This is a genomic window from Streptomyces netropsis (assembly GCF_014203545.1).
Classification (GTDB): Bacteria; Actinomycetota; Actinomycetes; order Streptomycetales; family Streptomycetaceae; genus Streptomyces; species Streptomyces netropsis.
In genome coordinates, this window is sequence record NZ_JACHJG010000010.1 from 121,857 (window position 1) to 143,528 (window position 21,672).

Consider the following 21,672-nt stretch of genomic DNA (forward strand, 5'->3'; position numbering starts at 1 on the left):
GGGGGCGGTCAGTGGTTCTGGGCGACGCCGGTGGCGAAGGACGTGTCACAGACGGGCCGGGAGAAGGCCTGGGCCTGCTTCACGGAGCCGTACTTGGCGACCGCGGCCCGCCCGAGCGCGCGCGCGATCTCGGCGCAGTGGCGGGCCAGCGAGGGGCGTCCCTCGGCGGCCTGCTGGAGATGCGTGAGCGCGACGCCCGGGTTCTTCTCCTGGAGCTCGGTGAGCAGCCGGTCGCGGAGCACCTCGTGCGGGGCGCGGGCGGCCTTGGCCTGGGTGGAGGCGGTATGGGAGGAAGCGGTGAGCACCTGCGTCCTGTCGCTCGGCGCCGCCCACGGGACGCGGGTGACCGCGAGGGTCCCGGAGAGCACGAGAACGACGGGAAGGACGAAGGCGAGAGTTCTGCCGATGCGGCGGGCGGCCTGGTTCATGTCGCAGATGGTAGCGAGGGGTAATGATAGGGCGACATTTAGTCACCCGGTCGAGGGACGCGACAGCGCGTGAGTGGGGTATCGATGTTGACGCACGGAGATCGAAAAGCGCGTTGTGCGGGGGTATTTCTCGGCAGTGGGTGCGAAGCGGATGTCCACTTGTGCAATGCGCTCCGTGCGGGCGCGGGGACGACCGGGCCCCGCACCGGTGCCATCGGTGCGGGGCCGTCGTCGTACGCGGGGCGGGTCAGTCGCTGAGGCGCTCGCCCGAGGAGGTGGAGAAGACGTGCAACTCGCCGGGGCGCGGCACCACGTGCAGGATCGACCCCTTCTCCGGTACCCGGCGGCCGTTGACGCGCACCACGAGGTCCTTCTGCTCGGCCCCGACCTCGGCGGTGCCGTAGACGTATCCGTCCGCGCCGAGCTCCTCGACCACGTTGACCGTGACGGCGAGGCCGGCCGGGGCGTCGTCGGCCGCCTTGGAGAGCGTCTTGGCGGTGGTTCCGTTCTGCTCGACCACGTCGAAGTGCTCGGGCCGCACGCCGACGGTGACCGTGCGGTCGCCCCGGTCGGCGGCGGCGGTCAGCGCCTGGCGCGAGACGGGCACGACGCTGTTGCCGAACTTCACACCGCCGTCGGTGATCGGCACCTCGACCAGGTTCATGGCCGGCGAGCCGATGAATCCGGCGACGAAGAGGTTGGCGGGGCGGTCGTACATGTTGCGCGGCGAGTCGACCTGCTGGAGCAGCCCGTCCTTGAGGACCGCGACCCGGTCGCCCATGGTCATGGCCTCGACCTGGTCGTGCGTGACGTAGACGGTGGTGATGCCCAGGCGTCGCTGGAGCCCCGCGATCTGGGTACGGGTCTGCACCCGCAGCTTGGCGTCGAGGTTCGACAGCGGCTCGTCCATGAGGAACACCTGCGGTTCGCGCACGATCGCGCGCCCCATCGCCACCCGCTGCCGCTGCCCGCCGGACAGTGCCTTGGGCTTGCGCCCCAGGTACTCGGTGAGGTCGAGGATCCGCGCCGCGTCCTCGACCTTCTGCCGGATCTCCGTCTTGTTGACCCCGGCGATCTTCAGGGCGAAGCCCATGTTGTCGGCGACGGTCATGTGCGGGTACAGCGCGTAGTTCTGGAACACCATCGCGATGTCCCGGTCCTTCGGCGGCAGGTGCGTGACGTCGCGGTCGCCGATCCTGATGGAGCCGCCGTTGACGTCCTCCAGCCCCGCGAGCATCCGCAGCGAGGTGGACTTCCCGCAGCCGGACGGGCCGACGAGAACGAGGAATTCACCGTCCTCGATGGAGATGTCGAGCTGATCGACGGCGGGCTTGTCGGACCCCGGGTAGATGCGGGTCGCCTTGTCGTACGTGACCGTGGCCATGGTGATGCGGTCCCTTCACCGGCAGGAACGTGCCGGACGATCCGAGTAAAAGGAGTGGTCCAGTCCAATTGGACGGGGTTGCCGGTGACGGTACCCGGGCGGGGGGCTGTTGTCAGCCCCCGACGTTTGTGGCTGACGGAACAGGGCGCTGTGTAGAGTGGTGCCGCGTTCGCGGGCCACGTCCCGCAACGGCTGCCGCCTTAGCTCAGTTGGCCAGAGCGTCGCTCTTGTAAAGCGAGGGTCGTCGGTTCGAATCCGACAGGCGGCTCGAGGAAAGCGCTGATCAGCGCAGACGAAAGGCCCCCCGGGAAGCTTCCCGGGGGGCCTTTCGTCATGTGGGGTGTGGTGCGGACCGGTGACTTACCGGCGGACCTCCTCGCCCGCCGGCCGGTGCGGGGCCGTGCCCGCGCCGTCGTGGTGGGCCTGGACGGGCTCCCTGGGGGAGTCCTGGTGGCCCGGCCACCAGGCCTTGTGGCCCAGCAGGGAGGTCACGGTCGGGACGAGCAGCATGGCCATCACGAAGGCCGTGAGGAGGATGCCGAAGGCGACCGCGAAGCCCATCTGCTGGAGCATGGAGTTCTCGGCGAGCATCAGGACGCCGAAGGTGCCCGCGAGGATGATCGCCGCCGAGGTGATGGTCGGGGTCGACTGGGCGACCGCGGTGCGGATGGCCTCCTTCGGCGGGACGCCGCGGCGGACCTCCTCGCGGAGCCGGGCGACCATGAGGATGTTGTAGTCGGTGCCGATGGCGACGACGAAGAGATAGACGATCACCGGCAGCATGAACAGCAGCCCGGACTCGCCCTTGATGTCCTGGAAGAGCCAGACCGTCGCGCCGAGCGTGGCGCTGAAGCCGAGGGCGACCGCGATCATCAGGTACACCGGGGCGACGAGGCTGCGCAGCAGCAGGCCCAGGATGACCATGATGGCGATGCCGGCGACCGGGAAGACCAGCTTGTAGTCGTGGCTGACGGCCTTCTGGATGTCGGAGAGCACGGCGGAGGTGCCGCCGACGAGGGCTTCGGTGCCCTGGGGCGCGGAGGCGTGCGCGGTGTCGCGCAGGGTGCCGCCGGCCAGCTCGATGGACTTGTCCTCGGTGGGCCGGTACTTGAGCACGACCGCGTACTGGGCGACGGTCCCGTCCGGGTTGCTGACGGCGGGGGCCACCTGGCCGACGCCCTCGATGCCGGCCAGCTTCGTGCGGAAGGTGCCGAGTTCGGCCTGGTTCAGCTTGGCGCCGTCCTTGGACTTGAGGTAGATCATGGCGGGGTCGGACTGGCCGGCGGAGAAGCCGCGCTGCATGTCCTTCATCGCCTGGACCGACTCGAGCTTCTGCGGCATCTGGCTGGAGGTGTCGAACTCGGCCTTGAAGTTGAACGCGCCGACGGCGAGGACGGCGAGGACCACGGTGGACAGACCCGCGACGATGCCGGGGCGACGGGCGACGAGGCCGCCGACGCCGTTGGCGAACCGGTTCTTCGGGGTCTTCTTCCACGCCTTGGACGGCCAGAAGGCCTTGGTGCCCAGCAGCGAGAAGACGGCGGGGACGAGCGTGAGCGCGGCCACCAGCGTGACGGCGACGGAGATCGCGAGCGAGGGGCCCATCGCCCGCATCATGCCCATGGTGGACAGCAGCAGGGCGAGGAAGGCGACGATGACGGCGCCGGCGGCGGAGGCGATGGTCTCGCCGACCTTGGCGACGGCGTCGGACAGCGCTTCCTTCGGCTCCTGACCCTGCCGCAGGTGCTCGCGGTAGCGGAAGAGCAGGAAGAGGATGTAGTCGGTGCCGACGCCGAAGAGGACGACGATGAGGATCGCGGAGATGGAGGCGTCCGCCTTCAGCCCGCCGAGCTCGGCGGCGGTGCCGATGAGGCCGTTGGCGACCGCGGCGACCACGAGGATGATGATGACCGGCAGGATCGCGATGAGCGGGCTGCGGAAGATGACGAGCAGCAGCACGATGATGAGCAGCAGGGTCGCCATCATGATCATCGCGTCGGTGTCGCCGGAGGACTCCTGGGAGTCGAGGGCGCTGGCCGCCTGACCGGTGATGCCCATCTTCAACTGCGTCCCGTTGAGCAGCGACTTGCCGTCGTTGCGCAGCTCCTTGACGGACTTGGGCAGCTTCTCGTCGAAGGCGTTCTTGGTGGTGGCGATGATGTTGGCCAGGGCGACCTCACCGTTGGGGGAGACGGCCTGGGGTCCGGTGACCACCTTGGCGATCTTCTCGCGGTGCTTGCCCTCGAGGCCGGCCGACACCTTGATGACGTCCGCGCGGTCGGCGGCGGTGAGCTTGCCGCCGTCCTTGCGCTGGAAGACGACGATGGCGGCGGGCTGTTCGGTCTTGGGGAAGGCTTCTTCCTGGAGTTTGCCGACCCGCACCGACTCGTAGTGCGAAGGCAGGAATTCCGTTTCGTCGGTGGTGGACTTCAGCCCGGGTGCGAACACGGCCAGGAGGACGGCGGCTATGATCCAGCCCCCGATGGTGAGCCAGGGGCGGTGGACGGCGAACCGACCTACTCGTCGGAACATGGTGCTCCTTCAAAAGATTAATACTGCGCGGCCCGCCGACCTGTCGCGTGTTTGTATGGCCGAGTGTGTGTACGGGCATGAACACGCTAGGCAACGGGGTTGCTTGCGCACAACGGATTCAGGGGGAAATCGGTCCTGGGTCGGGGTAGACCTCATCCGCCGGTAGGAGGGGCTCTCACCCGTGAGGTCGAGAAGTTCCCGCCGACCGCCTTCGTCCGGATTACTCTGCCCCCATGACCGATGCCGCCGCTGTCGCCCCGGGGTCGTCCGATGCCCCGGTGGATCCGAAGGACTACGCCGCCCGGATGGAGCGTGCCGCGCTGTCGGCCGCTGACGCCGGACTGGCCGGGCTGATCGTCACACCGGGCCCGGATCTGGTGTGGCTGACCGGCTACAGCCCGCCCACCACCGAGCGGTTGACCGTGCTGTTGGTGGCCCCCGGGCGCCGGCCGCAGCTGCTGGTGCCCGCCCTCGAGCGGCCCGACGCAGAACGCGCTCCGGGTGCCCGCGCGTTGGCGGTGAGCGGCTGGACGGACGGCGAGGACCCCTACGCGCTGATGGTCAAGCTGCTGGAGGCGAAGGGCCGTTACGGGGTCTCCGACAACGCCTGGGCGTTGCATCTGCTGGCTTTGCAGCGCAACCGCCCCGAGGTGGCGTACGGCGCCCTCACGGAGGTGCTGCCGATGCTGCGCGCGGTCAAGGACGCGTACGAGGTGGAGCGGCTCGCCGCGGCGGGGGCCGCCGCGGACGCCACCTACGAGCAGATCGTGGGCGTGCGGTTCGCCGGACGCCGGGAGTACGAGGTGGCGGCGGACCTGGCGCGGCTGCTGCGGGAACACGGCCACAGCCAGGTCGATTTCACGATCGTCGGCTCCGGTCCGAACGGCGCCAACCCGCATCACGACGCGGGGGAACGCATGATCGAGGACGGCGACATGGTCGTCCTGGACTTCGGCGGGCTGAAGGACGGGTACGGCTCGGACACGACCCGCACCGTCCATGTGGGGGAGCCGACGCGCGAGGAGCGCACGGTGCACGACCTGGTGCGCGAAGCGCAGCAGGCGGCGTTCGAGGCGGTGCGGCCGGGGGTGGCGTGCCAGGAGATCGACCGGGTGGCGCGGCAGGTCATCCGGCGGGCCGGGTACGGCGAGTACTTCATTCACCGCACCGGCCACGGCATCGGGGTGACCACGCACGAGCCGCCGTATCTGGTGGAAGGGGAGCACCTGCCGCTGGTGCCGGGGATGTGTTTCTCGATCGAGCCGGGGATCTATCTGCCGGGCCGGTTCGGCGTCCGCATCGAGGACATCGTGACCTGCACGGAGACGGGCGGCCGGCGGCTGAACAACACGGCGCGGGAGCTGCGCGTGGTGGCCTGACGGCTCTCCCCGGACTGGGGTCCGCCGCTACAGCGGGCGGTGCATGATGTGCAGCCCGGTGTACGTGCCGTCGGGCAGCCGGTACCCCTCGGGGAGCGTGCCGATGACGGTGAAGCCGAGTGAGCGCCAGAGGGCGACGGCACGGACGTTCGTCTGGACGACGGCGTTGAACTGCATGGCGCGGTAGCCCTCGGCGCGGGCCCATTCGATGGTGTACTCGCCGAGCGCGCGGCCGATGCCGTGGCCCGCGTGCTCGGGGGCCACCATGAAGCTGGCGCTGGCGATGTGGGCGGCCGGGCCCATGTGGTTGGGGTTCATCTTGGCGGTGCCGAGGACGGTCCCCGAGTCGTCGACGGCCACGACCGTCCGGCCGGGCGCGGTGAGCATCCAGCACTCGCGGGCGAAGTCCTCGCCGATGTCGCGCGGGAAGGTGAAGCTCTCGCCCGCCGAGGCCACGGTGCGGACGACGGGCCAGATGGCGGGCCAGTCGGCTGCCTCGGCGACTCTGATCTTCATGGCGCCCAGCATGACCGCCCGGGCGGCCGCGCGCGACCGGTTTTTCGCGCGCCCGCGGGGCCTGGGCGGTCCGGTCATGGTCTTCCTCTCCATCTCGCGGGCGGCCGTTGCCCGTTGGACCGGCCGGTTATCGTCCTTCACTGCACTGACGGATCGGAAGAGGGGGATGTGACGGGTGAGCGAGAACGATTTGCTGGCGCGACGGTTCGAGGAGCACCGTCCCCATCTGCGGGCGGTGGCCTACCGGATGCTGGGTTCGCTCGGCGACGTGGACGACGCCGTCCAGGAGACCTGGCTGAAGCTGAGCCGTTCCGATGTCACCGCGGTGGAGAACCTGGGCGGTTGGCTGACCACGGTGATCGGCCGGGTGTGCCTGGACATGCTGCGCTCGCGCACCACGCGGCGCGAGAGCCCGCTGCACGACGACGACGGGCAGGTCCGTCTCCCCGACCCGGTCATCAGCGGTCCGGACGGCCTCGACCCCGAACAGGAGATACTCCTGGCCGACTCGGTCGGCATCGCCCTGCTCGTCGTCCTGGAGACCCTCGCCCCCGCCGAGCGCCTCGCCTTCGTCCTGCACGACATGTTCGCCGTGCCGTTCGACGAGATCGCCCCCGTCCTCGGCCGCACCTCCGCCTCGACCAGACAGCTCGCCAGCCGTGCCCGCCGCCGGGTCCAGGGCGCGGCGCCCGCTCCCGACACCGATCTGGCCCACCGGCGCCGGATCGTGGACGCCTTCCTCGCCGCCTCGCGCGGCGGGGACTTCGACGCCCTCGTCGCCGTCCTCGATCCCGAGATCGTGGCACGCTCCGACGGCGGGACGCTGCGTCCGGGCGTGATCCGCCGCGGTGCGGCCGATGTCGCCTCCCAGGCGATCACCTTCGCCCGGTTCGCGGAAGCCGCTCACCCGGCGCTGGTCAACGGCACCCCCGGTGTGGTCGCGGTGGCGGAGGGCCGGGTGATCTCGGTGATGGCGTTCACCGTCCAGGGCGACCGGATCACCACGCTCGACATCCTCACCGACCCCGAGCGTCTCGCTCGTATCGATCTGAGCGTGCTCGGCGGCTGATCCGACCGGGCTCGGCGGACGGCAGGAGGGCCCCGGGCGACGCCGGGGCCCTTCCGCCGTTCCCGTGCGTCAGGCGATGGCGTCGGCGGCCTGGGCGGGGTCGCCCGCCGGTGTGCTGTGCTTGGGCGCCCGAGCGGTGACGAGGAGGCCGCTGACGACGGCGGCGAGCAGCATGATGCCCGCGCCCCAGCCGATCGCGACGTGGAAGCCGTGGACGACGCCTTCCTTGGTGACGGCGTCCCGGACGGCGGGCGTCAGCGGGCCTTCGGCGGCGGCGGACTCGAGGTGCGCGGCGATGTAGGTGGCGCTGGTGGTGGTGGCGATGGTGTTGAGGAGCGCGGTGCCGACGGAGCCGCCGACCTGCTGGGCCGTGTTGACCGTGGCGGAGGTGACTCCGGACTCGGCCGGGGCGACACCCGCGGTGGCGGTGGCCATGACGGGCATGAAGGTCAGGCCCATCCCGATCCCGACGAGGATCTCGGCGGGCAGGACGTGCGAGACGTAGGCGGGCTCGACGGTGAGGAAGGTCAGCAGGAACAGCCCGACGGCGGCCAGCAGCGCCCCGGGCACCATCAGGGTGCGCGGCGGCACATGGGTCATGAGCCGGGCCGAGATCTGGGTCGAGGTGAGGACGATCGCGGCGGTCAGCGGCAGGAACGCCATGCCGGTCCGGACGGGGGAGTAGCCGAGCACGACCTGGAGGTAGTACGTCATGAACAGGAACATCCCGAACATGGCGATGACGGCGAGCCCCATCGTCAGGAACGCGCCGCCACGATTGCGGTCGCGAATGATGTGCGGGGGCAGCAGCGGGCTGGGGGCCCGGGTCTGCCACCAGGTGAAGGCCGCCAGCAGCGCCACGCCGCCGGCCAGCAGGGCGAGGACGAGCGGATCGGCCCAGCCGAGCGGCTCGGCCTTGCTGCAGCCGTAGACGACGGCGACGAGACCTCCGCAGCCGAGCAGCACGCCGGGGATGTCCAGGCGGGGGCGGTGGGTGGGGCGGTGGTCGTGCAGCAGCAACAGGGCGCCGGCCAGGGCGCCCAGGGCGATCGGGATGTTCACGTAGAGACACCAGCGCCAGTTCAGGTACTCGGTCAGCAGCCCGCCCGCGATCAGTCCGATGGCGGAGCCGCCGCCCGCGATGGCGCCGTAGATGCCGAAGGCCTTGCTGCGCTCCTTCACGTCCGTGAACGTCGTGGTCAGGAGGGACAGCGCGGAGGGCGCCAGCACCGCGGCGAAGACGCCCTGGAGGGCGCGGGCGCAGAACAGCAGCGTCGAGGTGTGGGCGGCGCCGCCCAGCGCGGACGCCGCCGCGAAGCCCACCAGCCCGACCGTGAAGGTGCGTTTCCGGCCGACCAGGTCCGCGACCTTGCCGCCGAGCAGCAGCAGACCGCCGAAGGCGAGGGTGTAGGCGGTGATCACCCATTGGCGGTCGCCGTCGGACATGTGGAGGTCGCGCTGGGCGGAGGGGAGGGCGATGTTCACGACCGTCGCGTCGAGGACCACCATCAGCTGGGCGAGCGCGATGACGACCAGGCCCCACCAGCGGCGGGAGTCGGGCGGCTCGGCCGGTGCCGGCGCGCTGCCCGGACCGTCCGGGCCCCTCGGACTCGTCGGACTCGAACTCATCGGAACCTGCTTTCGCGGCCGGTTTCGCACGGCCGACGACGGCGTCTGATGCGCCCGTCCAGCCTAGGTGCGATGGCGTGGGGCCGCTTCCCGAGCCGGGCGGTGGCCGTGCCGCTCGCCCGGGGTCGCCCTACGGGACGAGGACGACCTTGCCCATCGTGGCGCGCGAGGTCAGTGCCACGTGTGCGGCGGCCGCGTCGGCCAGCGGGAAGCGGTGCACGGTGGGGACGACGTTGCCCGCCGCGGCCTGGGCCAGCGACTCCTCCTCCAGCCTGCGCATCCCCACCTGCCCGCCGCCGAACCGGGCCAGCATCGGCGGGCCGAGGACCGACTGCGAGGTCAGCGACCGCTCGGCGAGCTCCTCGGGGGCGAGGGTGAGCGGCCCGCCGGAGGACCAGCCGTAGACGAGGTGCGTGCCGCCGGGGCCGAGGAGGTCGACGGCGGCACGGGCGGCGGGACCGCCCACGGCGTCGAAGACGACCGTGGCGGTGCGCCCGCCGAGGGCGGTCCGGGCCGCCTCGGCCCAGCCCTCGGCGGTGTAGTCGAAGGCGAGGTCCGCGCCCAGCTCGCGCACCCGCCGGACCTTGGCCGGGCCGCCCGCGAGGCCGACGACGGTCGCGCCCGCGTTCTTGGCGTACTGCGTGAGCAGCGAGCCGATGCCCCCGGCCGCCGCCGTCACGATCACGACGTCCTCGGCGCCCAGCTCGGTGAAGCCGAGGACGCCGAGGGCGGTGCGGCCGGTGCCGATCATCGCGATGGCCTGGTCCTCGCGCAGCCCCTCCGGTATCCCGTGCAGCTTCTCCGCGTCGATGACGGCCAGCTCGGCGTAGCCGCCGGGGGCGGCGCCCAGGTGCCCGACGACCCGGCGGCCGAGCCAGCGGGGGTCGGTGCCCTCACCGAGGGCGTCGACGGTGCCGGCGATCTCGCGGCCGGGGACGGTGGGCAGCTCGGGGAGCGGGTACGGGCCGTTCGGGTCGCCGGCGCGCAGGGTGGTGTCGACGACGTGCACACCGGCGGCGGCGACGGCGATCCGGACCTGGCCGGGGCCGGGCTCGGGGTCGTCGGTCTTCTCGTAGGTGAGGTTCTCGGCGGGGCCGAAGGCGTGCAGCCGGACGGCGTGCATGGGTGCTCCTCGAGCGTTGTTCCGTGGACTCCTTGAGTCTTCAATCTCGACCATGGTTGAGGTCAAGGGGTGCGGCGGTGCGCGCCGACAGGCGTTGTCAGTGCCGTGTGCCACGGTGGCGGGTATGACGACGCGCGGCAGGCAGAAGGCAGGCAAGGCACAACCGTCGGCCCGGCTCCCGGAGGTACGGCTGCCGCCGCTGCGGCCGTGGGCGGGGGCGGAGCTGGAGCGGGAGGGCGATTACGACGGCCTCGATTTCACCGAGGTCGACCTCGTCGGCCAGATGGCCTCCGGCGCCCGATTCATGGACTGCGGGATCTCCCGCTGCGCGCTGGACGAGACGCGGCTGAGCCGGGCCCGGATCCTCGACTGCGTGCTCGACGGCGTGCACGGGGTGGGTACGGATCTGGCGGAGGCGACGCTGCGCGACGTGGAGGTGCGGGACGCGCGGCTGGGCGGCACCCAGCTGCACGGCGCGGTGCTGGAGCGGGTCCTGGTGCGCGGCGGCAAGATCGACTATCTGAATCTGCGCACGGCCACGCTCAAGGACGTCACCTTCGAGGGCTGTGTGCTCTCCGAGGCCGACTTCGCCGGAGCGCGGCTGGAGCGGGTCGTCTTCCGGGACTGCGTGCTGCGGCGCGTCGACTTCACCGCCGTGCGGATGAAGGACGTGGATCTACGGGAGGCCGCCGAGCTGGACATCGCCCGGGGGATCGATCAGCTGGCGGGTGCGGTGATCAGCCCGGCCCAATTGCTGGACCTGGCACCCGCCTTCGCCGCGCAGATCGGCGTACGGGTCGCCGGCCGCGAGCCGTGACGTCCGCACCGCCGCTGCGCGGCGGTGTCCTCCCCAAGCCCGTCCGGCGTTTGAGGACACAGCACAGCAGCCCGTCCGGCGTTTGAGGACGCGCCCGCAGGGCGCTCGCCGCCGCAGGCGGCAAAGACGGCCCGCAGGGCGCTCGCCCGCCGCAGGCGCAGGGCGACCGGCGATGTCAGACCCGCGGGAACCGGCTCTGCAGGTCCCATACGACCGGGTTGTCGGCGAGACCCTCGTGCATGTCGCAGAGGTCCGCGATCACGTCGTGGAGGAAGTCCCGCGCCTCGCGGCGCAGCGCCCTGTGGTTGAAGTTGAGCGGGGGCTCGTCCGCCGGCTGCCAGTCGGCGGCGACCTCCACCCAGCCGAAGCGACGCTCGAACATCAGCCGGTCGGTCGACTCCGTGAAGTCCAGCTCCGCGTACTGCGGGACCGCCGCGCGGTTGCCCCGGGGGTCGCGGTCGACCTGTTCCAGGACGTCGCAGAGCGCCCACGCGAAGTCGAGCACGGGAACCCATCCCCAGCCTGTGGACAGCTCCCGGTCCGTCTTCACGTCGGCGAGGTAGACGTCACCGCAGAAGAGGTCGTGCCGCAGCGCCCGCACATCCGCCGTGCGGTAGTCCGTCTGCGGGGGGTCGGGGAAGCGGCGCGAAAGCGAGTAGCCGAGGTCGATCACGCCTCGATGGTGTCACGGGCGTCGGCCGGGTGCGTAAACGCGCCTGCCCGTGCCCTCACCACGGAAGGTGGCGAGGGCACGGGCCGGTCACCGGACGGTGATCACCGCGTGGGTGTGAGCACTGCGAGGGCGGTGATCACTTCCGGGACTTCCGTCGTGCCGTGTCCCCGGGTCGGGACCCGGTCACTTCACGACGTGGTCACTTCACGTTGATGGCGGTCCAGGCGGCGGCGACCGTCTTGTACTCCGTGCTGGTGGAGCCGTAGAGGTCCGCGGTGGCCTTCAGGGTGCCGGTGCGGGCCGCCTTGTAGTTGGTGGTGGAGGTGAAGTACGTGGTCAGGGCCTTGTACCAGATCTTGGTGGCCTTGTCCCGGCCGATGCCGGTGACCTTGGAGTTGTCGTAGGTGGGGCTGTTGTAGCTCACACCGTTGATGGTCTTCGCGCCGCTGCCCTCGGACAGCAGGTAGAAGAAGTGGTTGGCCGGGCCCGACGAGTAGTGGACGTCGTTGTTGCCGAGGCTGGAGGACCAGTAGTCCTTCGAGCCGCCGTCCTTGCTCGGCTTGTCCATGTAGCGCAGCGGGGTGCCGTCGCCGTTGATGTCGATTTTCTCGCCGATGAGGTAGTCACCGGCGTCCGAGGAGTTGTTGGCGTAGAACTCCGAGGCGGTGCCGAAGATGTCGCTGGTCGCCTCGTTGAGGCCACCGGACTCGCCGCTGTAGTTCAGTCCGGCGGTGGCCGAGGTGACGCCGTGCGTCATCTCGTGGGCGGCCACGTCGAGGGAGGTCAGCGGGTTGGCGTTGTTCTCGCCGTCGCCGTAGGTCATGCAGAAGCAGTCGTCGTCCCAGAAGGCGTTGACGTAGCCGTTGCCGTAGTGGACGCGGGAGTAGGCGCCGACACCGTCGCCCTTGATGCCGCTGCGGCCCAGGACGTTCTTGTAGAAGTCCCAGGTGACCGCCGCGCCGTAGTGCGCGTCGACGGCGGCGGCCTGGCGGCCGGAGCCCCAGACGTCGCTGGAGTTGGTGAAGAGCGTGCCCGTGCCGGACGTGCCCTGCTTCAGGTCGTACGTCTTGTGGCCGCCGCGCGCACCGTCGGTGAGGGCGTAGCCGGAGGACGTCTTGGTGGTGGTCAGCGGAACGGTGCCGCTGTAGGTGCTGGTGCCGCTGCCGGTCTCGATGGCCTCGCGCTGGAACAGCGTCTTGCCGCTGGCCGCGTCGGTGACCACGTGCAGCTTGCTGGGGGTGCCGTCCTTCTGGACGCCCTTGACGACGGTCTCGTACGCGAGGACGGCCTTGCCGCCCGCGGCCCAGATCACCTTGCGCGGGGCCTGGCCGTCGGCCTTGGCGGTCTTCTCCGCGGCGGCCACGCCGAGCGCCTTCTGCTTCGCCGCGGCGGGCGCGAGGGAAGCGGACGTCGTGGGCACGGATATGTCGGTCTCGGTCGCCTTGGTGACGCTGCGCGAGCCGCTCTTCGCCTGGTGCACGACCAGGTCGCCGCCGAGCACCGGCAGGCCGTCGTAGGTGCGCTCGTAGCGCGTATGCACGGTGCCGTTCGCGTCCTTGACGACATCCCGGACGACCAGCTTCTCCTTGCCACCGAGGCCGATCTTGGCAGCGGTGGAGGAGGCTCCCGCCTGCGCGTCCTTGAGCGCGGACACCCGCTGACCGGCGGAGAGCGCCAGCGCCGTGGCGCCGTTCTCGCGGTCGGCCGCGGCGGTCGCCGAACCGGTCTGGACGCCGACGGCGACCATGGCGGCGGAGGCGACCAGCGCTGCGGCGCGCAGGGTGTGCTTGCGGGAGGTGGAGGTGATGAGTCTCAACTCTGGCTCCTAATGCGGGCCGCGAACTCGCGGCCGAATGAGGGGGGTTCGGGCAGCCGGTGGGGACCGCCCGTTTGGTGCAGGAGTGGTGCAAGAGCGAATTGAGGAGAGAGTGCCATCACTTCCCTGTCATTGACAGGGGCGCAACAAGGATTTGATCTAGCGTTTTCTTAACAGCGGTTGATTGGATCCGCTATGCGGTGAACTGCTCCCGATTGGTACGCACTTGACGGCGTACCGGAGTGTTCAACTGAGCAACCGCTGTTCCTTGGCCACCGCTACGGCGCCCGCGCGCGTGTCGACGCCGAGCTTGTCGTAGATCCGACCCAAATGCGTCTTCACCGTCGCCTCACTGATGAACAACGCCCTCGCGATCTCGCGATTGCTGAGCCCGCGGGCGAGTTGACCGAGGATGTCGCGCTCCCGCTCGGTGAGCGCGGGCCGCCCCGCGCCGCGCATCCGGGCCATGACGCGACCCGCGACGGGCGGCGACAGCGCGGTGCGCCCCTCGGCGGCCGCGCGGATCGCGGAGAACAACTCCTCCGGCCGCTCGGCCTTCAGCAGATAGCCGGTCGCCCCGGCCTCGATGGCGCGGGTGATGTCGGCGTCGGTGTCGTAGGTGGTGAGGACGAGAACGTACGGGCCGTGGGCGCGCTTTCCGGCGTCGGCGCCGACCTCCGCGACCGCCGTCGCGTCCGCGACGATGCGGCGGGTCGCCTCGATACCGTCCATCCCCGGCCCGAGTTGAAGGTCCATCAGCACCACGTCGGGCCGGAGCCGCGCCGCCAGCGCGACCGCCTCCTCGCCGCCGCCCGCCTCCCCGACGACCTCGATGCCGGGCGCGCTGCCCAGCAGAGCGAGCAACCCGGCCCGTACGACGGCGTGGTCGTCGCAGAGCAGGATGCGGACGGGGGCCGTCCCGGAAGGATCGGTCGGGGTCACGGGGTCTCCAAGGGGACGGACGCGGACAGCACGGTGCCCTCGCCGGGCACCGATTCGATCGTCAGGGTGCCGCCGAGCTGACGGACGCGGGCCCGCATCGCGGGCAGCCCGTGGCCGCGGGCCCCGCCGGGCGCCGGGGCGGCGCCGGGGTCGAAGCCGCGCCCGTCGTCGGCGATGTCCAGGACCACCTGATCGCCCAGGTAGCTGAGGGTGAGCGCGACCGTCGTCGCGGCGGCGTGTTCGGTCACGTTCGCCAGCGCGCCCTGCGCGATGCGCAGCAGGGCCGACCGCACGCGGTCGGGCAGCGGGACGGAGACGCCCTCGACGTGGAAGCGCACGGAGACGGCGGTCGACTCCGTTGCGGCGAGCGCCCGGAGCGCGTCCTCCAGCCCCGCGCCCCCGTCGAACTGCGGCGGCGCCAGATCGTGCACGAACCGCCGCGCCTCGGCCAGCCCGCGGGCGGCGATGTCCGCCGCCGTACGGACATGCCGACGCGCCGCCTCCGCATCCGAATCCCAGGTGCGGTCCGCCGCTTGGAGCAGCATCTGCTGGCTGGACAGGCCCTGGGCCAAGGTGTCGTGGATCTCCATGGAGAGCCGCTGCCGCTCGGCGAGGGTGCCCTCGCGCCGCTCGGTGGCGGCGAGTTCGCGGCGCGTACGGATCAGGTCGTCGATCAGCGCGCGCTGCCGGGCGGCCTGACGCTGCGTGTGGACGAAGACGGCGGTGGCGATCGCGGCGACGGCGGGCGGGGCGAGCACGAGGTTGGGGTCGAAGCCCTCGGCGAGGCGCAACTGCGCGGCGACCACCAGGGTGGTGAGCAGGGTGACCAGCACGAGCGACGCGCGGGCGGGGAGGGTGCGCAGGCCCGTATAGAAGAGGGGTACCGCGCACCACGCGAAGCTCGGCGCGAGGACGACCAGCACGACCCAGGACGCGACGACGGCGCCCAGCCAGGTGAACCGCCGGGCGCTCGGCCCGGGGCCGTCCGTTCCACCGGGGCCGTCCGTTCCACCGGGGCCGCCGGGCCCGCCGCCCAGTACGGGGCCGAGTACATAGAGGAGGGCGAGGGCCGCGCTGAACGCGATGATCCAGGGGGTGCGGGGTTCGCCGGGATGGCGGATGAGGAAGCGGGCGAGGGACGCGCCGAGGAGGAGGAAGAAGGCCGCGTGCATGACGGCTTCCAGCCAGGGGGCGTCCGGGTCGGGCGCGGTGTGGGGCTGGTGCTGCACGCTTCTCCTTGCCGTCGGTTTGTTCGCCGGGGGGCGCGCCTCAGTCTGCCGGGCGCGGCGCCGTTTCCCGCCTTCGGCGGTTGGTGGGGGTTCGGGCCGTCGCGCCGCCGCGCGTTTGTTGGGGTTCGGGCCCGTGGGCCTGCGGCGCCTCCGCCCCTGGGTGGGGAGGGTTGGGCACCCGGCAGGCCATCACGCCGGTGGTATTACGGGCCCCGGCGCGGGAGCGCGACGGCGTCAGCCCGGTGGGCGGGCCGGCCAAAAACACTTCTAACCCGCGCGGAGCGCACCCCGCATCGGCCGATCGGTTGACACGGGGGTCCGACGACGGGGGTGCGGGGTGCAGCCGGGACGGCGATGTCCGGGGGGGCGGGGCGGCTCAAGGATGGAGACACGGTTCATCTCACGAGGAGCGCATGATGCAGATCCCCACCATGTCCAAGCGGGCCCGCGTACTCACCGGTGCCGCGGCTGTCGCCGCCGTCGCGGCCGGTACGTTCGGTGCCGTCTCCGCGACCGCCTCGCCCGCCGCCGGGCAGCAGACCCCGGTGCGCGCCGCCGCCGGCAAGAACCTCAACCAGTCGACGCACCTGTCGCTCGCCGCCGCCACCAAGGCCGCGCAGGGCGCGCTCGCCGCGGCGCAGAAGGAGGGGCAGAAGGTCTCGGTCGCCGTCGTCGACCGCAACGGCAACACCCTCGTCACGCTGCGCGGCGACGGCGCGGGCCCGCAGTCGTACGAGTCCGCCGTGCGCAAGGGCTTCACCGCGGTGTCCTGGAACGCGCCCACCTCGGAGCTGGTCAAGCGCCTCCAGAGCGCCCCGAACCTCAAGGACATCCCCGGCACGCTGTTCCTGCCGGGCGGCGCCCCGGTCCAGGCGCAGGGCGCGCCGGTCGCGGGCATCGGGGTCGCGGGGGCACCGAGCGGTGACCTGGACGAGAAGTTCGCCCAGGCGGGTGTCGCCGCACTGGGCTAGTCTGCCGCGACGGCGAGAGGCAGGGGGACCGCGTGGAGATCAGGACGTTCGCCGAGGACGAGGTCCCGGCGGATCTCCGCGCCCGTGCGCGCACGCTGCGGGACGGGGTGTGGCCGGGTGCCGGCGGTGACCACGATCCCGCGCTGCGGCCCGTGACGGTGCTGCTCGTATCGCCGGCAGGCGATGTACCGGCGGTGCTGGACATCCTGTCGAAGGACATCGTCCACGGCGGTCGGCGCTATCGGGCCGCCGGGCTGAGCGCGGTCGTCACGGACCCCGCGTGGCGGGGCCGCGGCTACGGGCGGCAGCTGGTCGCCGCCGCCCGTGTGCTGATCGCGGAGAGCGGCGCGGACCTGGGGCTGTTCACCTGCGACCGCCCTTTGCGGGGCTTCTACGAGAGCGCGGGGTGGAGCGAGCTGGCCGGGGCCGTTCTCGTCGGCGGGACGCGGCGGGCTCCGTTCCCCAGTGACGGGCCCGGCTTCGACAAGGTCACCATGGCCGGGTTCTTCACGGAGCGGGGAAAGCGCGACGCGGCGGCCTTCCGGCACTGCCGCATCGGGCTCTACCCGGGCGAGATCGACCGGCTCTGGTGACGTCGCCCGCCTCTCCGGCCTACTTCGGTTCGTCGGTGGGCCGGTTGCCGATCTGATCGCCCAGTTTCTGCTGGGCCGTGTCCACCTGGCTCTGGTACTTGTTCTGCGTCTTCGCGTCGAACGCGTCACCGGCCTTCTCGACGCCTTGGCGGGCCTGGTCCGGGTGCCCCTTGATCAGACCTTTGAGCTTGTCGAGCATGGACATAGCCGTCCTCCTCGTGGAATGTCTGACGTACCTCAGCATCTCCGCATTCGGCCGGGCCCGCATCCGCGGGGGAGGGCGCGCGGGGGCCCTCGGGCGGCGTGCGGAAGCCCCGGCTCAGGGCTTCGTGGCGGGTACGGCCACGCCCAGCTCGGGGGTGACCGTGAAGCGGGCCGCCGCGCAGTCCTCGGTGGCGGGGACGGCGACGACGGGTTCGTCGAGCCGCCCGCCGACGGCGACGCCGGTGATCGTGCGGCGGTGGCACTGCTTGCCCAGTGCGGTGCCGGGCAGCTTGTCCGCGGTGGCGCGCAGATGGACCTTCACCGGTACGGGCTGCTTGACCTGCGGCGACTGCTCCGGGGGCGGGTTGGCCGCCCAGGCGTAGACGACGAGGCAGGCCGCGGTGAGGACACCGGTGCGCAACAGCGTGCGGATCAGGGCGCGATAGAGCTGCTGGGACTGCCAGGCGTTGGCCCGGGTGAGACAGAGGGTGACGGCGTGTTCCAGGGCGGCGACGCGCTCCTGGGCCTCGGTGTCCGTCGGGGTGTGCGCCGCCCGCGCGCGGGCGCTCTCGAGCTTCCGCCGGATGGCGGCGGTGCCTTCGAACGGCACGGCCTCGGTGGAGCTCGCCTCCTTGAGCAGGTGCAGCAGCGCGTCGTAGGAGAGATGGCTGCGGCCGGCGGACAGTAGCGGCTGTGCGCTGCCGCGGCGTCTGATCGCGGGTATCTCGTGGTTGACGAAGAGATCGGTCCAGGTCAGATCGGGTGTGATCAGCACATGAGCGGCTCGGACGATCATCCAGCCGGTGCCGAGGAGGGCGACGAAAACGGCGCCCAGCGCCAGGGGCAGCCGCCAGGGTTCCTCGGTGCCCAGTCCGCCCAGCGACCCCAGCTGCAGCCCGGCCACGAGCACCGTGCCGACGGCGGCGAACGCCGTGGTCAGCCAGCGAGCGGCCTCGCGGATCGAGGTACCGCGGTCGGGAGTGACGTCTGTGGCGGGGGGTGTGCCCTGGGGCAGCGACACCTGACCTCATTTCTCCGGCGCGACGTGCGATGTTCCTGCTCGCGCTACGCGCGACATGCTCAATTACCGTACGGGGAAGGTGTTCTGGGGCAGTTCGAGGGTGTGCCCGCCCTTTGGCGGGTATCCAACTTGCAGCATCTTCGCTCCACAGATGTACTACATCTTGATGGACAAGTTGCGGCACACTGGGGCGGGCGCACCCGAGGCATGAGGAGAGACATATGACCAAGGTCAGCTTGAGTGAGGCCCGGATCGTCACGATGCGTGAGCTCTCGCAGCGTACGTCCCAGGTGGTCCAGGAGATCTGCCAATCGGGTCAGCCTGCGCTCATCACTCGGCACGGCAAGTTCCTCGCCGCGATCGCCCCACTGGAGGACGTCACCATCGACGCGGCGATCCAAAGCATCGCCGGACGTGCGCCGTTGCCCGATGACGACGGCAACCGGACCTTGCTGGATCCGGATACCGCCCGTCGTCAGCTGGGACTGGCGCCTTGAAAGTACGCCTGAGGCGTGCGGGGCGCTGCGCTATAAAAGAGCGGTGCAGCGACCCTATTTACTCAGCATCAATGCCTGCGAGGATCTCTATGGTTGCGGCCGAGTGCTCGTAGAAAGCCTGTTTGACGTCATTCAGCACGGGTTGACGATCCCACCGGATCCGGAGGACGAGGACGAGGGCGGCAAGCCGCCGCCCTGCTATTACTGGCGCCGCGGGCTGCTGAAGGAGCACCGGGCCAAGCTCACCGAGGCTTTGAGGTTCGGTCAGTACGAAGAGCCTTCGTACGGCGACGAGCAGGCGTGGAACTACGTCATCGTCTTCCGCAAGGCAACGGCCGCGGAGTGCATCACCGGCCGTATGCGGCTGAAGGACGAACCCGTCGTGGTGGAACGTTTTCTGGACGGCGCGCGCATCGGTTCCGAGGTGCTTTCGCTCGTCCTGCGGCAGTAGCCGCCCACGGCTAGAGGATGTTGTGCTGCTCGGCCCGGTCCAGGGTGTCCATGAAGCGCTGGAAGCTCTCGGCGGACTCCGCACTGCCGGCCGTCACCGTGAACTCCTCGGGCGACACGAACGCCGCCAGCCGTTCCCGTGTCTCGGGGTCCAGCGCATCCCACGCCGCCCTATCCAGACGTGACTGCGCCGCAGTCTTCGCACCGCCAGTTTCCATTGTTGAGTTGCCTCATGTCTGAAGATCCACATGCGGGACAGTTCATGTGCGCCTCCCGAGTGATGATGTCAGCAGGCCGCCAACATCGGTAGTAGCCGTTCACCCATGAACAGTCAGGCGTTTCACGCCCCCCGGCGGTTTTCGATCGTAGGGGCCGGGGTCGGGCGGAAACAGGGGACTCCGCCGGATGGACGCACCCGGAGGTGTGGTGGTGGGGGCGGTCGCGAGGGGTACGAAGAGAGGGCCACCCGCGGCGGAGTGACCCTCTCCCGGCTCAGCCCGTGGCCGGCCGCGCGCCGTGCCGGTGTCAGACGTTGACGCCGAAGTCCTGCGCGATGCCCGCGAGGCCCGAGGCGTAGCCCTGGCCGACCGCGCGGAACTTCCACTCCGCGCCGTTGCGGTACAGCTCGCCGAAGACCATGGCGGTCTCGGTGGCCGCGTCCTCGCTCAGGTCGTAGCGGGCCACCTCGGCGCCGCCGGCCTGGTTGAGGATGCGGATGTAGGCGTTGCGCACCTGGCCGAAGTTCTGGCTGCGGGACTCGGCGTCGTAGATGGAGACCGGGAAGACGATCTTCTCGACGTCGGCCGGCAGGGCCGCGAGGTTGACGTTGATCTGCTCGTCGTCGCCCTCGCCCACGCCGGTGGTGTTGTCACCGGTGTGCACGATGGTCTGGTCCGGGGTGGACTTGTTGTTGAAGAACACGAAGTGGGCGTCGGAGTAGACCTTGCCCGTCGGGTTCACCGCGATGGCGCTCGCGTCGAGGTCGAAGTCCGTGCCGGTGGTGGTGCGGACGTCCCAGCCGAGGCCGACCGTGACGGCCGTCAGGCCCGGGGCCTCCTTGGTGAGGGAGACGTTGCCGCCCTTGGACAGGCTTACAGCCATGGGATAGGTCCCTTTCTATCGATTCGTCGGGCCTCGTGGTGCACGTACGAAGGTCCGCGCACGAAGCTACCGTCACCCCCGATAACGCGAGTGGGGGACCGAAGGGTTCCAGCCCTCTTTACTTTCTTTGCCAATTCCTGATGCGGGCGTCGTGAGGGCAGGCGCAAAACGAGGTGACGCACCCGGCTCCGACACGGGATCATGGGTGTCATGTCCGGTCCACACGTCATCCGCGGTTCGGTCTCCCTGCCGGAGGCCGAGCTGATGTGGCGTTTCTCGCGCTCCTCCGGTCCGGGGGGCCAGCACGTCAACACCAGCGACAGCCAGGTCGAGCTGCGGTTCGACCTCGCCCGCACCGAGGCGCTGCCGCCGGTGTGGAAGGAGCGCGCGCTGGCCCGGCTGGAGAGCCGGCTGGTCGGCGGGGTCGTGACCGTGCGGGCCTCGGAGCACCGCTCGCAGTGGCGCAACCGCGAGACGGCCGCCGTGCGGCTCGCCGCGCTGCTGGCCGAGGCGACCGCGCCGCCGCCCCGGCCCCGGCGCGCGACGAAGATCCCGCGCGGGATCAACGAGCGGCGGCTGCGGAACAAGAAGCAGCGGAGCGACACCAAGCGCGGACGCTCCGGGCGCGACTGGTCCTGAGCGCCGCGTCGGGCGGGGGCCGGTTCAGGCCAGCGTGCGGTACCGGCCCCGGAAGTACGTCAGCGGTCCGGCCTCCGAGGTCGGGGCCGCGGCCGTCAGGACCCGGCCGATGACCAGCGTGTGGTCCCCGGCCACGACCCGCTGCTCGGTCCGGCACTCCAGCACCGCCAGCGCGCCGCCGACCAGCGGCGCGCCCGAGGCCTCCCCGCGCGTGTACGCGATGTCCTCGAAGAGCAGCCGGTCGCTGATGCGCCCCTTCATGGCGAAACGTCCCGCGATGTGACGCTGGCTCTCGGCGAGTACGGACACCGCCCACAGCGGCTGGTCCGCCAGGAGGTCGTCCATCCGGGAGCCGTTTCGAACGCTCGCCATGACCAGCGGCGGGTCGAGGGAGACGGACAGGAAGGCGGTCGCCGTCATGCCGACGTCCTCGCCGCGCGGGCCGTCCTCCGGGTCGTGCGCGGTCACCAGCACCACGCCGGCGGCGAGGCGGGCGAGGGCGGCACGGAATTCGTCGGCGCTCACCCCATCAGGATGGGCTATGGCGGTCTGGAGGGGCGTAGTCGTCTGCAACACGCTCCGCACGCTAGCTGCCCCGTCCGCCGTGCCGCATCGGGCGGGGGAACCAGGCGGGGCCGATCGGGGGTCCTAGGTCGTGA

The 21,672-nt window shown here is 71.0% G+C and carries 23 protein-coding genes and 1 tRNA gene; 9 read left to right on the forward strand and 15 right to left on the reverse strand.

The window, feature by feature from the left end; all coding sequences use genetic code 11:
- Window positions 1-8 precede the first annotated feature (8 nt).
- Together FHS38_RS23120 and FHS38_RS23125 are read right to left on the reverse strand one after the other, a co-directional pair.
- On the reverse strand, window positions 9-428 hold the full coding sequence (locus FHS38_RS23120) for a hypothetical protein (protein WP_184736351.1): 420 nt from the start codon (window positions 426-428) through the stop codon (window positions 9-11).
- A gap of 247 nt (window positions 429-675) precedes the next feature.
- Entirely contained in the window at window positions 676-1,812 is a 1,137-nt protein-coding gene (locus FHS38_RS23125; RefSeq protein WP_184736353.1) for an ABC transporter ATP-binding protein, read from the reverse strand.
- Between the two features lie 194 nt (window positions 1,813-2,006).
- On the opposite strand from FHS38_RS23125, the gene FHS38_RS23130 reads away from it, so the two are divergent.
- Window positions 2,007-2,080: transfer RNA gene (locus FHS38_RS23130), tRNA-Thr, on the forward strand.
- Window positions 2,081-2,172: 92 nt separating this feature from the next.
- Here FHS38_RS23130 and FHS38_RS23135 read toward each other — a convergent pair.
- Entirely contained in the window at window positions 2,173-4,344 is a 2,172-nt protein-coding gene (locus FHS38_RS23135; protein ID WP_184736355.1) for an MMPL family transporter, read from the reverse strand.
- 233 nt (window positions 4,345-4,577) lie between these two features.
- On the opposite strand from FHS38_RS23135, the gene FHS38_RS23140 reads away from it, so the two are divergent.
- On the forward strand, window positions 4,578-5,723 hold the full coding sequence (locus tag FHS38_RS23140) for an aminopeptidase P family protein (RefSeq protein ID WP_184736356.1): 1,146 nt from the start codon (window positions 4,578-4,580) through the stop codon (window positions 5,721-5,723).
- 27 nt (window positions 5,724-5,750) lie between these two features.
- Here FHS38_RS23140 and FHS38_RS23145 read toward each other — a convergent pair whose 3' ends face one another.
- Window positions 5,751-6,239 carry a GNAT family N-acetyltransferase gene (locus FHS38_RS23145; RefSeq protein WP_229822146.1) on the reverse strand — a complete coding sequence of 163 codons (489 nt, stop codon included), beginning with the start codon at window positions 6,237-6,239 and terminating at the stop codon, window positions 5,751-5,753.
- A gap of 175 nt (window positions 6,240-6,414) precedes the next feature.
- Here FHS38_RS23145 and FHS38_RS23150 point away from each other — a divergent pair, with 175 nt between their 5' ends.
- A complete protein-coding gene (locus FHS38_RS23150) occupies window positions 6,415-7,308 on the forward strand; it encodes a sigma-70 family RNA polymerase sigma factor (RefSeq protein WP_184736357.1) in 894 nt (297 codons plus the stop codon).
- 69 nt (window positions 7,309-7,377) lie between these two features.
- Here FHS38_RS23150 and FHS38_RS23155 read toward each other — a convergent pair whose 3' ends face one another.
- Together FHS38_RS23155 and FHS38_RS23160 are read right to left on the reverse strand one after the other, a co-directional pair.
- Window positions 7,378-8,937, reverse strand: a complete 1,560-nt coding sequence (locus FHS38_RS23155) for an MFS transporter (protein ID WP_184736358.1) — start codon at window positions 8,935-8,937, stop codon at window positions 7,378-7,380.
- Window positions 8,938-9,067: 130 nt separating this feature from the next.
- Window positions 9,068-10,060: a zinc-binding dehydrogenase gene (locus FHS38_RS23160; RefSeq protein ID WP_184736359.1), complete on the reverse strand. Its 993-nt coding sequence runs from the start codon at window positions 10,058-10,060 to the stop codon at window positions 9,068-9,070.
- 124 nt (window positions 10,061-10,184) lie between these two features.
- Here FHS38_RS23160 and FHS38_RS23165 point away from each other — a divergent pair, with 124 nt between their 5' ends.
- Window positions 10,185-10,877, forward strand: a complete 693-nt coding sequence (locus FHS38_RS23165) for a pentapeptide repeat-containing protein (protein ID WP_184736360.1) — start codon at window positions 10,185-10,187, stop codon at window positions 10,875-10,877.
- A gap of 175 nt (window positions 10,878-11,052) precedes the next feature.
- Here the strand turns inward: FHS38_RS23165 and FHS38_RS23170 are convergent, their stop codons facing one another.
- The 4 genes from FHS38_RS23170 to FHS38_RS23185 all read right to left on the reverse strand — a co-directional run bounded on the left by FHS38_RS23170 (window position 11,053) and on the right by FHS38_RS23185 (window position 15,480).
- Complete coding sequence (locus FHS38_RS23170; RefSeq protein ID WP_184736361.1) at window positions 11,053-11,550, reverse strand: hypothetical protein; 498 nt, start codon at window positions 11,548-11,550, stop codon at window positions 11,053-11,055.
- A 199-nt stretch (window positions 11,551-11,749) separates the two neighbouring features.
- Window positions 11,750-13,297 (reverse strand): M4 family metallopeptidase, encoded by a 1,548-nt coding sequence (locus FHS38_RS23175; RefSeq protein ID WP_373301800.1) that lies wholly within the window; start codon window positions 13,295-13,297, stop codon window positions 11,750-11,752.
- 315 nt (window positions 13,298-13,612) lie between these two features.
- The gene (locus FHS38_RS23180; RefSeq protein ID WP_184736365.1) at window positions 13,613-14,308 is read right to left on the reverse strand and encodes a response regulator; all 696 of its coding nucleotides are present in this window, start codon (window positions 14,306-14,308) and stop codon (window positions 13,613-13,615) included.
- Window positions 14,305-15,480, reverse strand: a complete 1,176-nt coding sequence (locus tag FHS38_RS23185) for a sensor histidine kinase (protein WP_184736647.1) — start codon at window positions 15,478-15,480, stop codon at window positions 14,305-14,307. Before FHS38_RS23185 ends, FHS38_RS23180 begins: the two co-directional genes overlap by 4 nt.
- 473 nt (window positions 15,481-15,953) lie before the next feature.
- Here FHS38_RS23185 and FHS38_RS23190 point away from each other — a divergent pair, with 473 nt between their 5' ends.
- Entirely contained in the window at window positions 15,954-16,508 is a 555-nt protein-coding gene (locus FHS38_RS23190; RefSeq protein WP_260420882.1) for a GlcG/HbpS family heme-binding protein, read from the forward strand.
- Window positions 16,509-16,540: 32 nt separating this feature from the next.
- Window positions 16,541-17,101: a GNAT family N-acetyltransferase gene (locus tag FHS38_RS23195; RefSeq protein ID WP_184736367.1), complete on the forward strand. Its 561-nt coding sequence runs from the start codon at window positions 16,541-16,543 to the stop codon at window positions 17,099-17,101.
- Between the two features lie 19 nt (window positions 17,102-17,120).
- Here the strand turns inward: FHS38_RS23195 and FHS38_RS23200 are convergent, their stop codons facing one another.
- Both FHS38_RS23200 and FHS38_RS23205 read right to left on the reverse strand, forming a co-directional pair.
- Complete coding sequence (locus FHS38_RS23200; protein ID WP_184736369.1) at window positions 17,121-17,306, reverse strand: antitoxin; 186 nt, start codon at window positions 17,304-17,306, stop codon at window positions 17,121-17,123.
- A 114-nt stretch (window positions 17,307-17,420) separates the two neighbouring features.
- Window positions 17,421-18,326 (reverse strand): hypothetical protein, encoded by a 906-nt coding sequence (locus FHS38_RS23205; RefSeq protein WP_184736371.1) that lies wholly within the window; start codon window positions 18,324-18,326, stop codon window positions 17,421-17,423.
- Between the two features lie 221 nt (window positions 18,327-18,547).
- On the opposite strand from FHS38_RS23205, the gene FHS38_RS23210 reads away from it, so the two are divergent.
- Both FHS38_RS23210 and FHS38_RS23215 read left to right on the forward strand, forming a co-directional pair.
- On the forward strand, window positions 18,548-18,823 hold the full coding sequence (locus tag FHS38_RS23210; protein ID WP_184736373.1) for a type II toxin-antitoxin system Phd/YefM family antitoxin: 276 nt from the start codon (window positions 18,548-18,550) through the stop codon (window positions 18,821-18,823).
- A 43-nt stretch (window positions 18,824-18,866) separates the two neighbouring features.
- On the forward strand, window positions 18,867-19,274 hold the full coding sequence (locus FHS38_RS23215; RefSeq protein ID WP_184736375.1) for a hypothetical protein: 408 nt from the start codon (window positions 18,867-18,869) through the stop codon (window positions 19,272-19,274).
- A 10-nt stretch (window positions 19,275-19,284) separates the two neighbouring features.
- Here the strand turns inward: FHS38_RS23215 and FHS38_RS23220 are convergent, their stop codons facing one another.
- Both FHS38_RS23220 and FHS38_RS23225 read right to left on the reverse strand, forming a co-directional pair.
- Window positions 19,285-19,491, reverse strand: coding sequence for a hypothetical protein (locus FHS38_RS23220; protein WP_184736377.1), 207 nt, complete (start codon window positions 19,489-19,491; stop codon window positions 19,285-19,287).
- A gap of 307 nt (window positions 19,492-19,798) precedes the next feature.
- A complete protein-coding gene (locus FHS38_RS23225; RefSeq protein WP_184736379.1) occupies window positions 19,799-20,374 on the reverse strand; it encodes a TerD family protein in 576 nt (191 codons plus the stop codon).
- Between the two features lie 210 nt (window positions 20,375-20,584).
- Between FHS38_RS23225 and arfB the strand changes: the two genes are divergently transcribed.
- Window positions 20,585-21,013: an alternative ribosome rescue aminoacyl-tRNA hydrolase ArfB gene (arfB, locus tag FHS38_RS23230; protein WP_130879338.1), complete on the forward strand. Its 429-nt coding sequence runs from the start codon at window positions 20,585-20,587 to the stop codon at window positions 21,011-21,013.
- 24 nt (window positions 21,014-21,037) lie between these two features.
- Here the strand turns inward: arfB and FHS38_RS23235 are convergent, their stop codons facing one another.
- On the reverse strand, window positions 21,038-21,538 hold the full coding sequence (locus tag FHS38_RS23235; RefSeq protein WP_184736651.1) for a flavin reductase family protein: 501 nt from the start codon (window positions 21,536-21,538) through the stop codon (window positions 21,038-21,040).
- Window positions 21,539-21,672 lie beyond the last annotated feature (134 nt).

What these genes read in the sequence shown, in the direction of transcription:
- FHS38_RS23220 (WP_184736377.1), bottom strand. Translation starts at nt 19,491, where the DNA reads ATGGAAACTGGCGGTGCGAAGACTGCGGCGCAGTCACGTCTGGATAGG.
- FHS38_RS23120 (WP_184736351.1), bottom strand. Translation starts at nt 428, where the DNA reads ATGAACCAGGCCGCCCGCCGCATCGGCAGAACTCTCGCCTTCGTCCTT.
- FHS38_RS23225 (WP_184736379.1), bottom strand. Translation starts at nt 20,374, where the DNA reads ATGGCTGTAAGCCTGTCCAAGGGCGGCAACGTCTCCCTCACCAAGGAG.
- FHS38_RS23190 (WP_260420882.1), top strand. Translation starts at nt 15,954, where the DNA reads ATGCAGATCCCCACCATGTCCAAGCGGGCCCGCGTACTCACCGGTGCC.
- FHS38_RS23185 (WP_184736647.1), bottom strand. Translation starts at nt 15,480, where the DNA reads ATGCACGCGGCCTTCTTCCTCCTCCTCGGCGCGTCCCTCGCCCGCTTC.
- FHS38_RS23175 (WP_373301800.1), bottom strand. Translation starts at nt 13,297, where the DNA reads ATGGTCGCCGTCGGCGTCCAGACCGGTTCGGCGACCGCCGCGGCCGAC.
- FHS38_RS23140 (WP_184736356.1), top strand. Translation starts at nt 4,578, where the DNA reads ATGACCGATGCCGCCGCTGTCGCCCCGGGGTCGTCCGATGCCCCGGTG.
- FHS38_RS23210 (WP_184736373.1), top strand. Translation starts at nt 18,548, where the DNA reads ATGACCAAGGTCAGCTTGAGTGAGGCCCGGATCGTCACGATGCGTGAG.
- FHS38_RS23155 (WP_184736358.1), bottom strand. Translation starts at nt 8,937, where the DNA reads ATGAGTTCGAGTCCGACGAGTCCGAGGGGCCCGGACGGTCCGGGCAGC.
- FHS38_RS23125 (WP_184736353.1), bottom strand. Translation starts at nt 1,812, where the DNA reads ATGGCCACGGTCACGTACGACAAGGCGACCCGCATCTACCCGGGGTCC.
- FHS38_RS23165 (WP_184736360.1), top strand. Translation starts at nt 10,185, where the DNA reads ATGACGACGCGCGGCAGGCAGAAGGCAGGCAAGGCACAACCGTCGGCC.
- FHS38_RS23145 (WP_229822146.1), bottom strand. Translation starts at nt 6,239, where the DNA reads ATGAAGATCAGAGTCGCCGAGGCAGCCGACTGGCCCGCCATCTGGCCC.
- FHS38_RS23135 (WP_184736355.1), bottom strand. Translation starts at nt 4,344, where the DNA reads ATGTTCCGACGAGTAGGTCGGTTCGCCGTCCACCGCCCCTGGCTCACC.
- FHS38_RS23160 (WP_184736359.1), bottom strand. Translation starts at nt 10,060, where the DNA reads ATGCACGCCGTCCGGCTGCACGCCTTCGGCCCCGCCGAGAACCTCACC.
- FHS38_RS23200 (WP_184736369.1), bottom strand. Translation starts at nt 17,306, where the DNA reads ATGTCCATGCTCGACAAGCTCAAAGGTCTGATCAAGGGGCACCCGGAC.
- arfB (WP_130879338.1), top strand. Translation starts at nt 20,585, where the DNA reads ATGTCCGGTCCACACGTCATCCGCGGTTCGGTCTCCCTGCCGGAGGCC.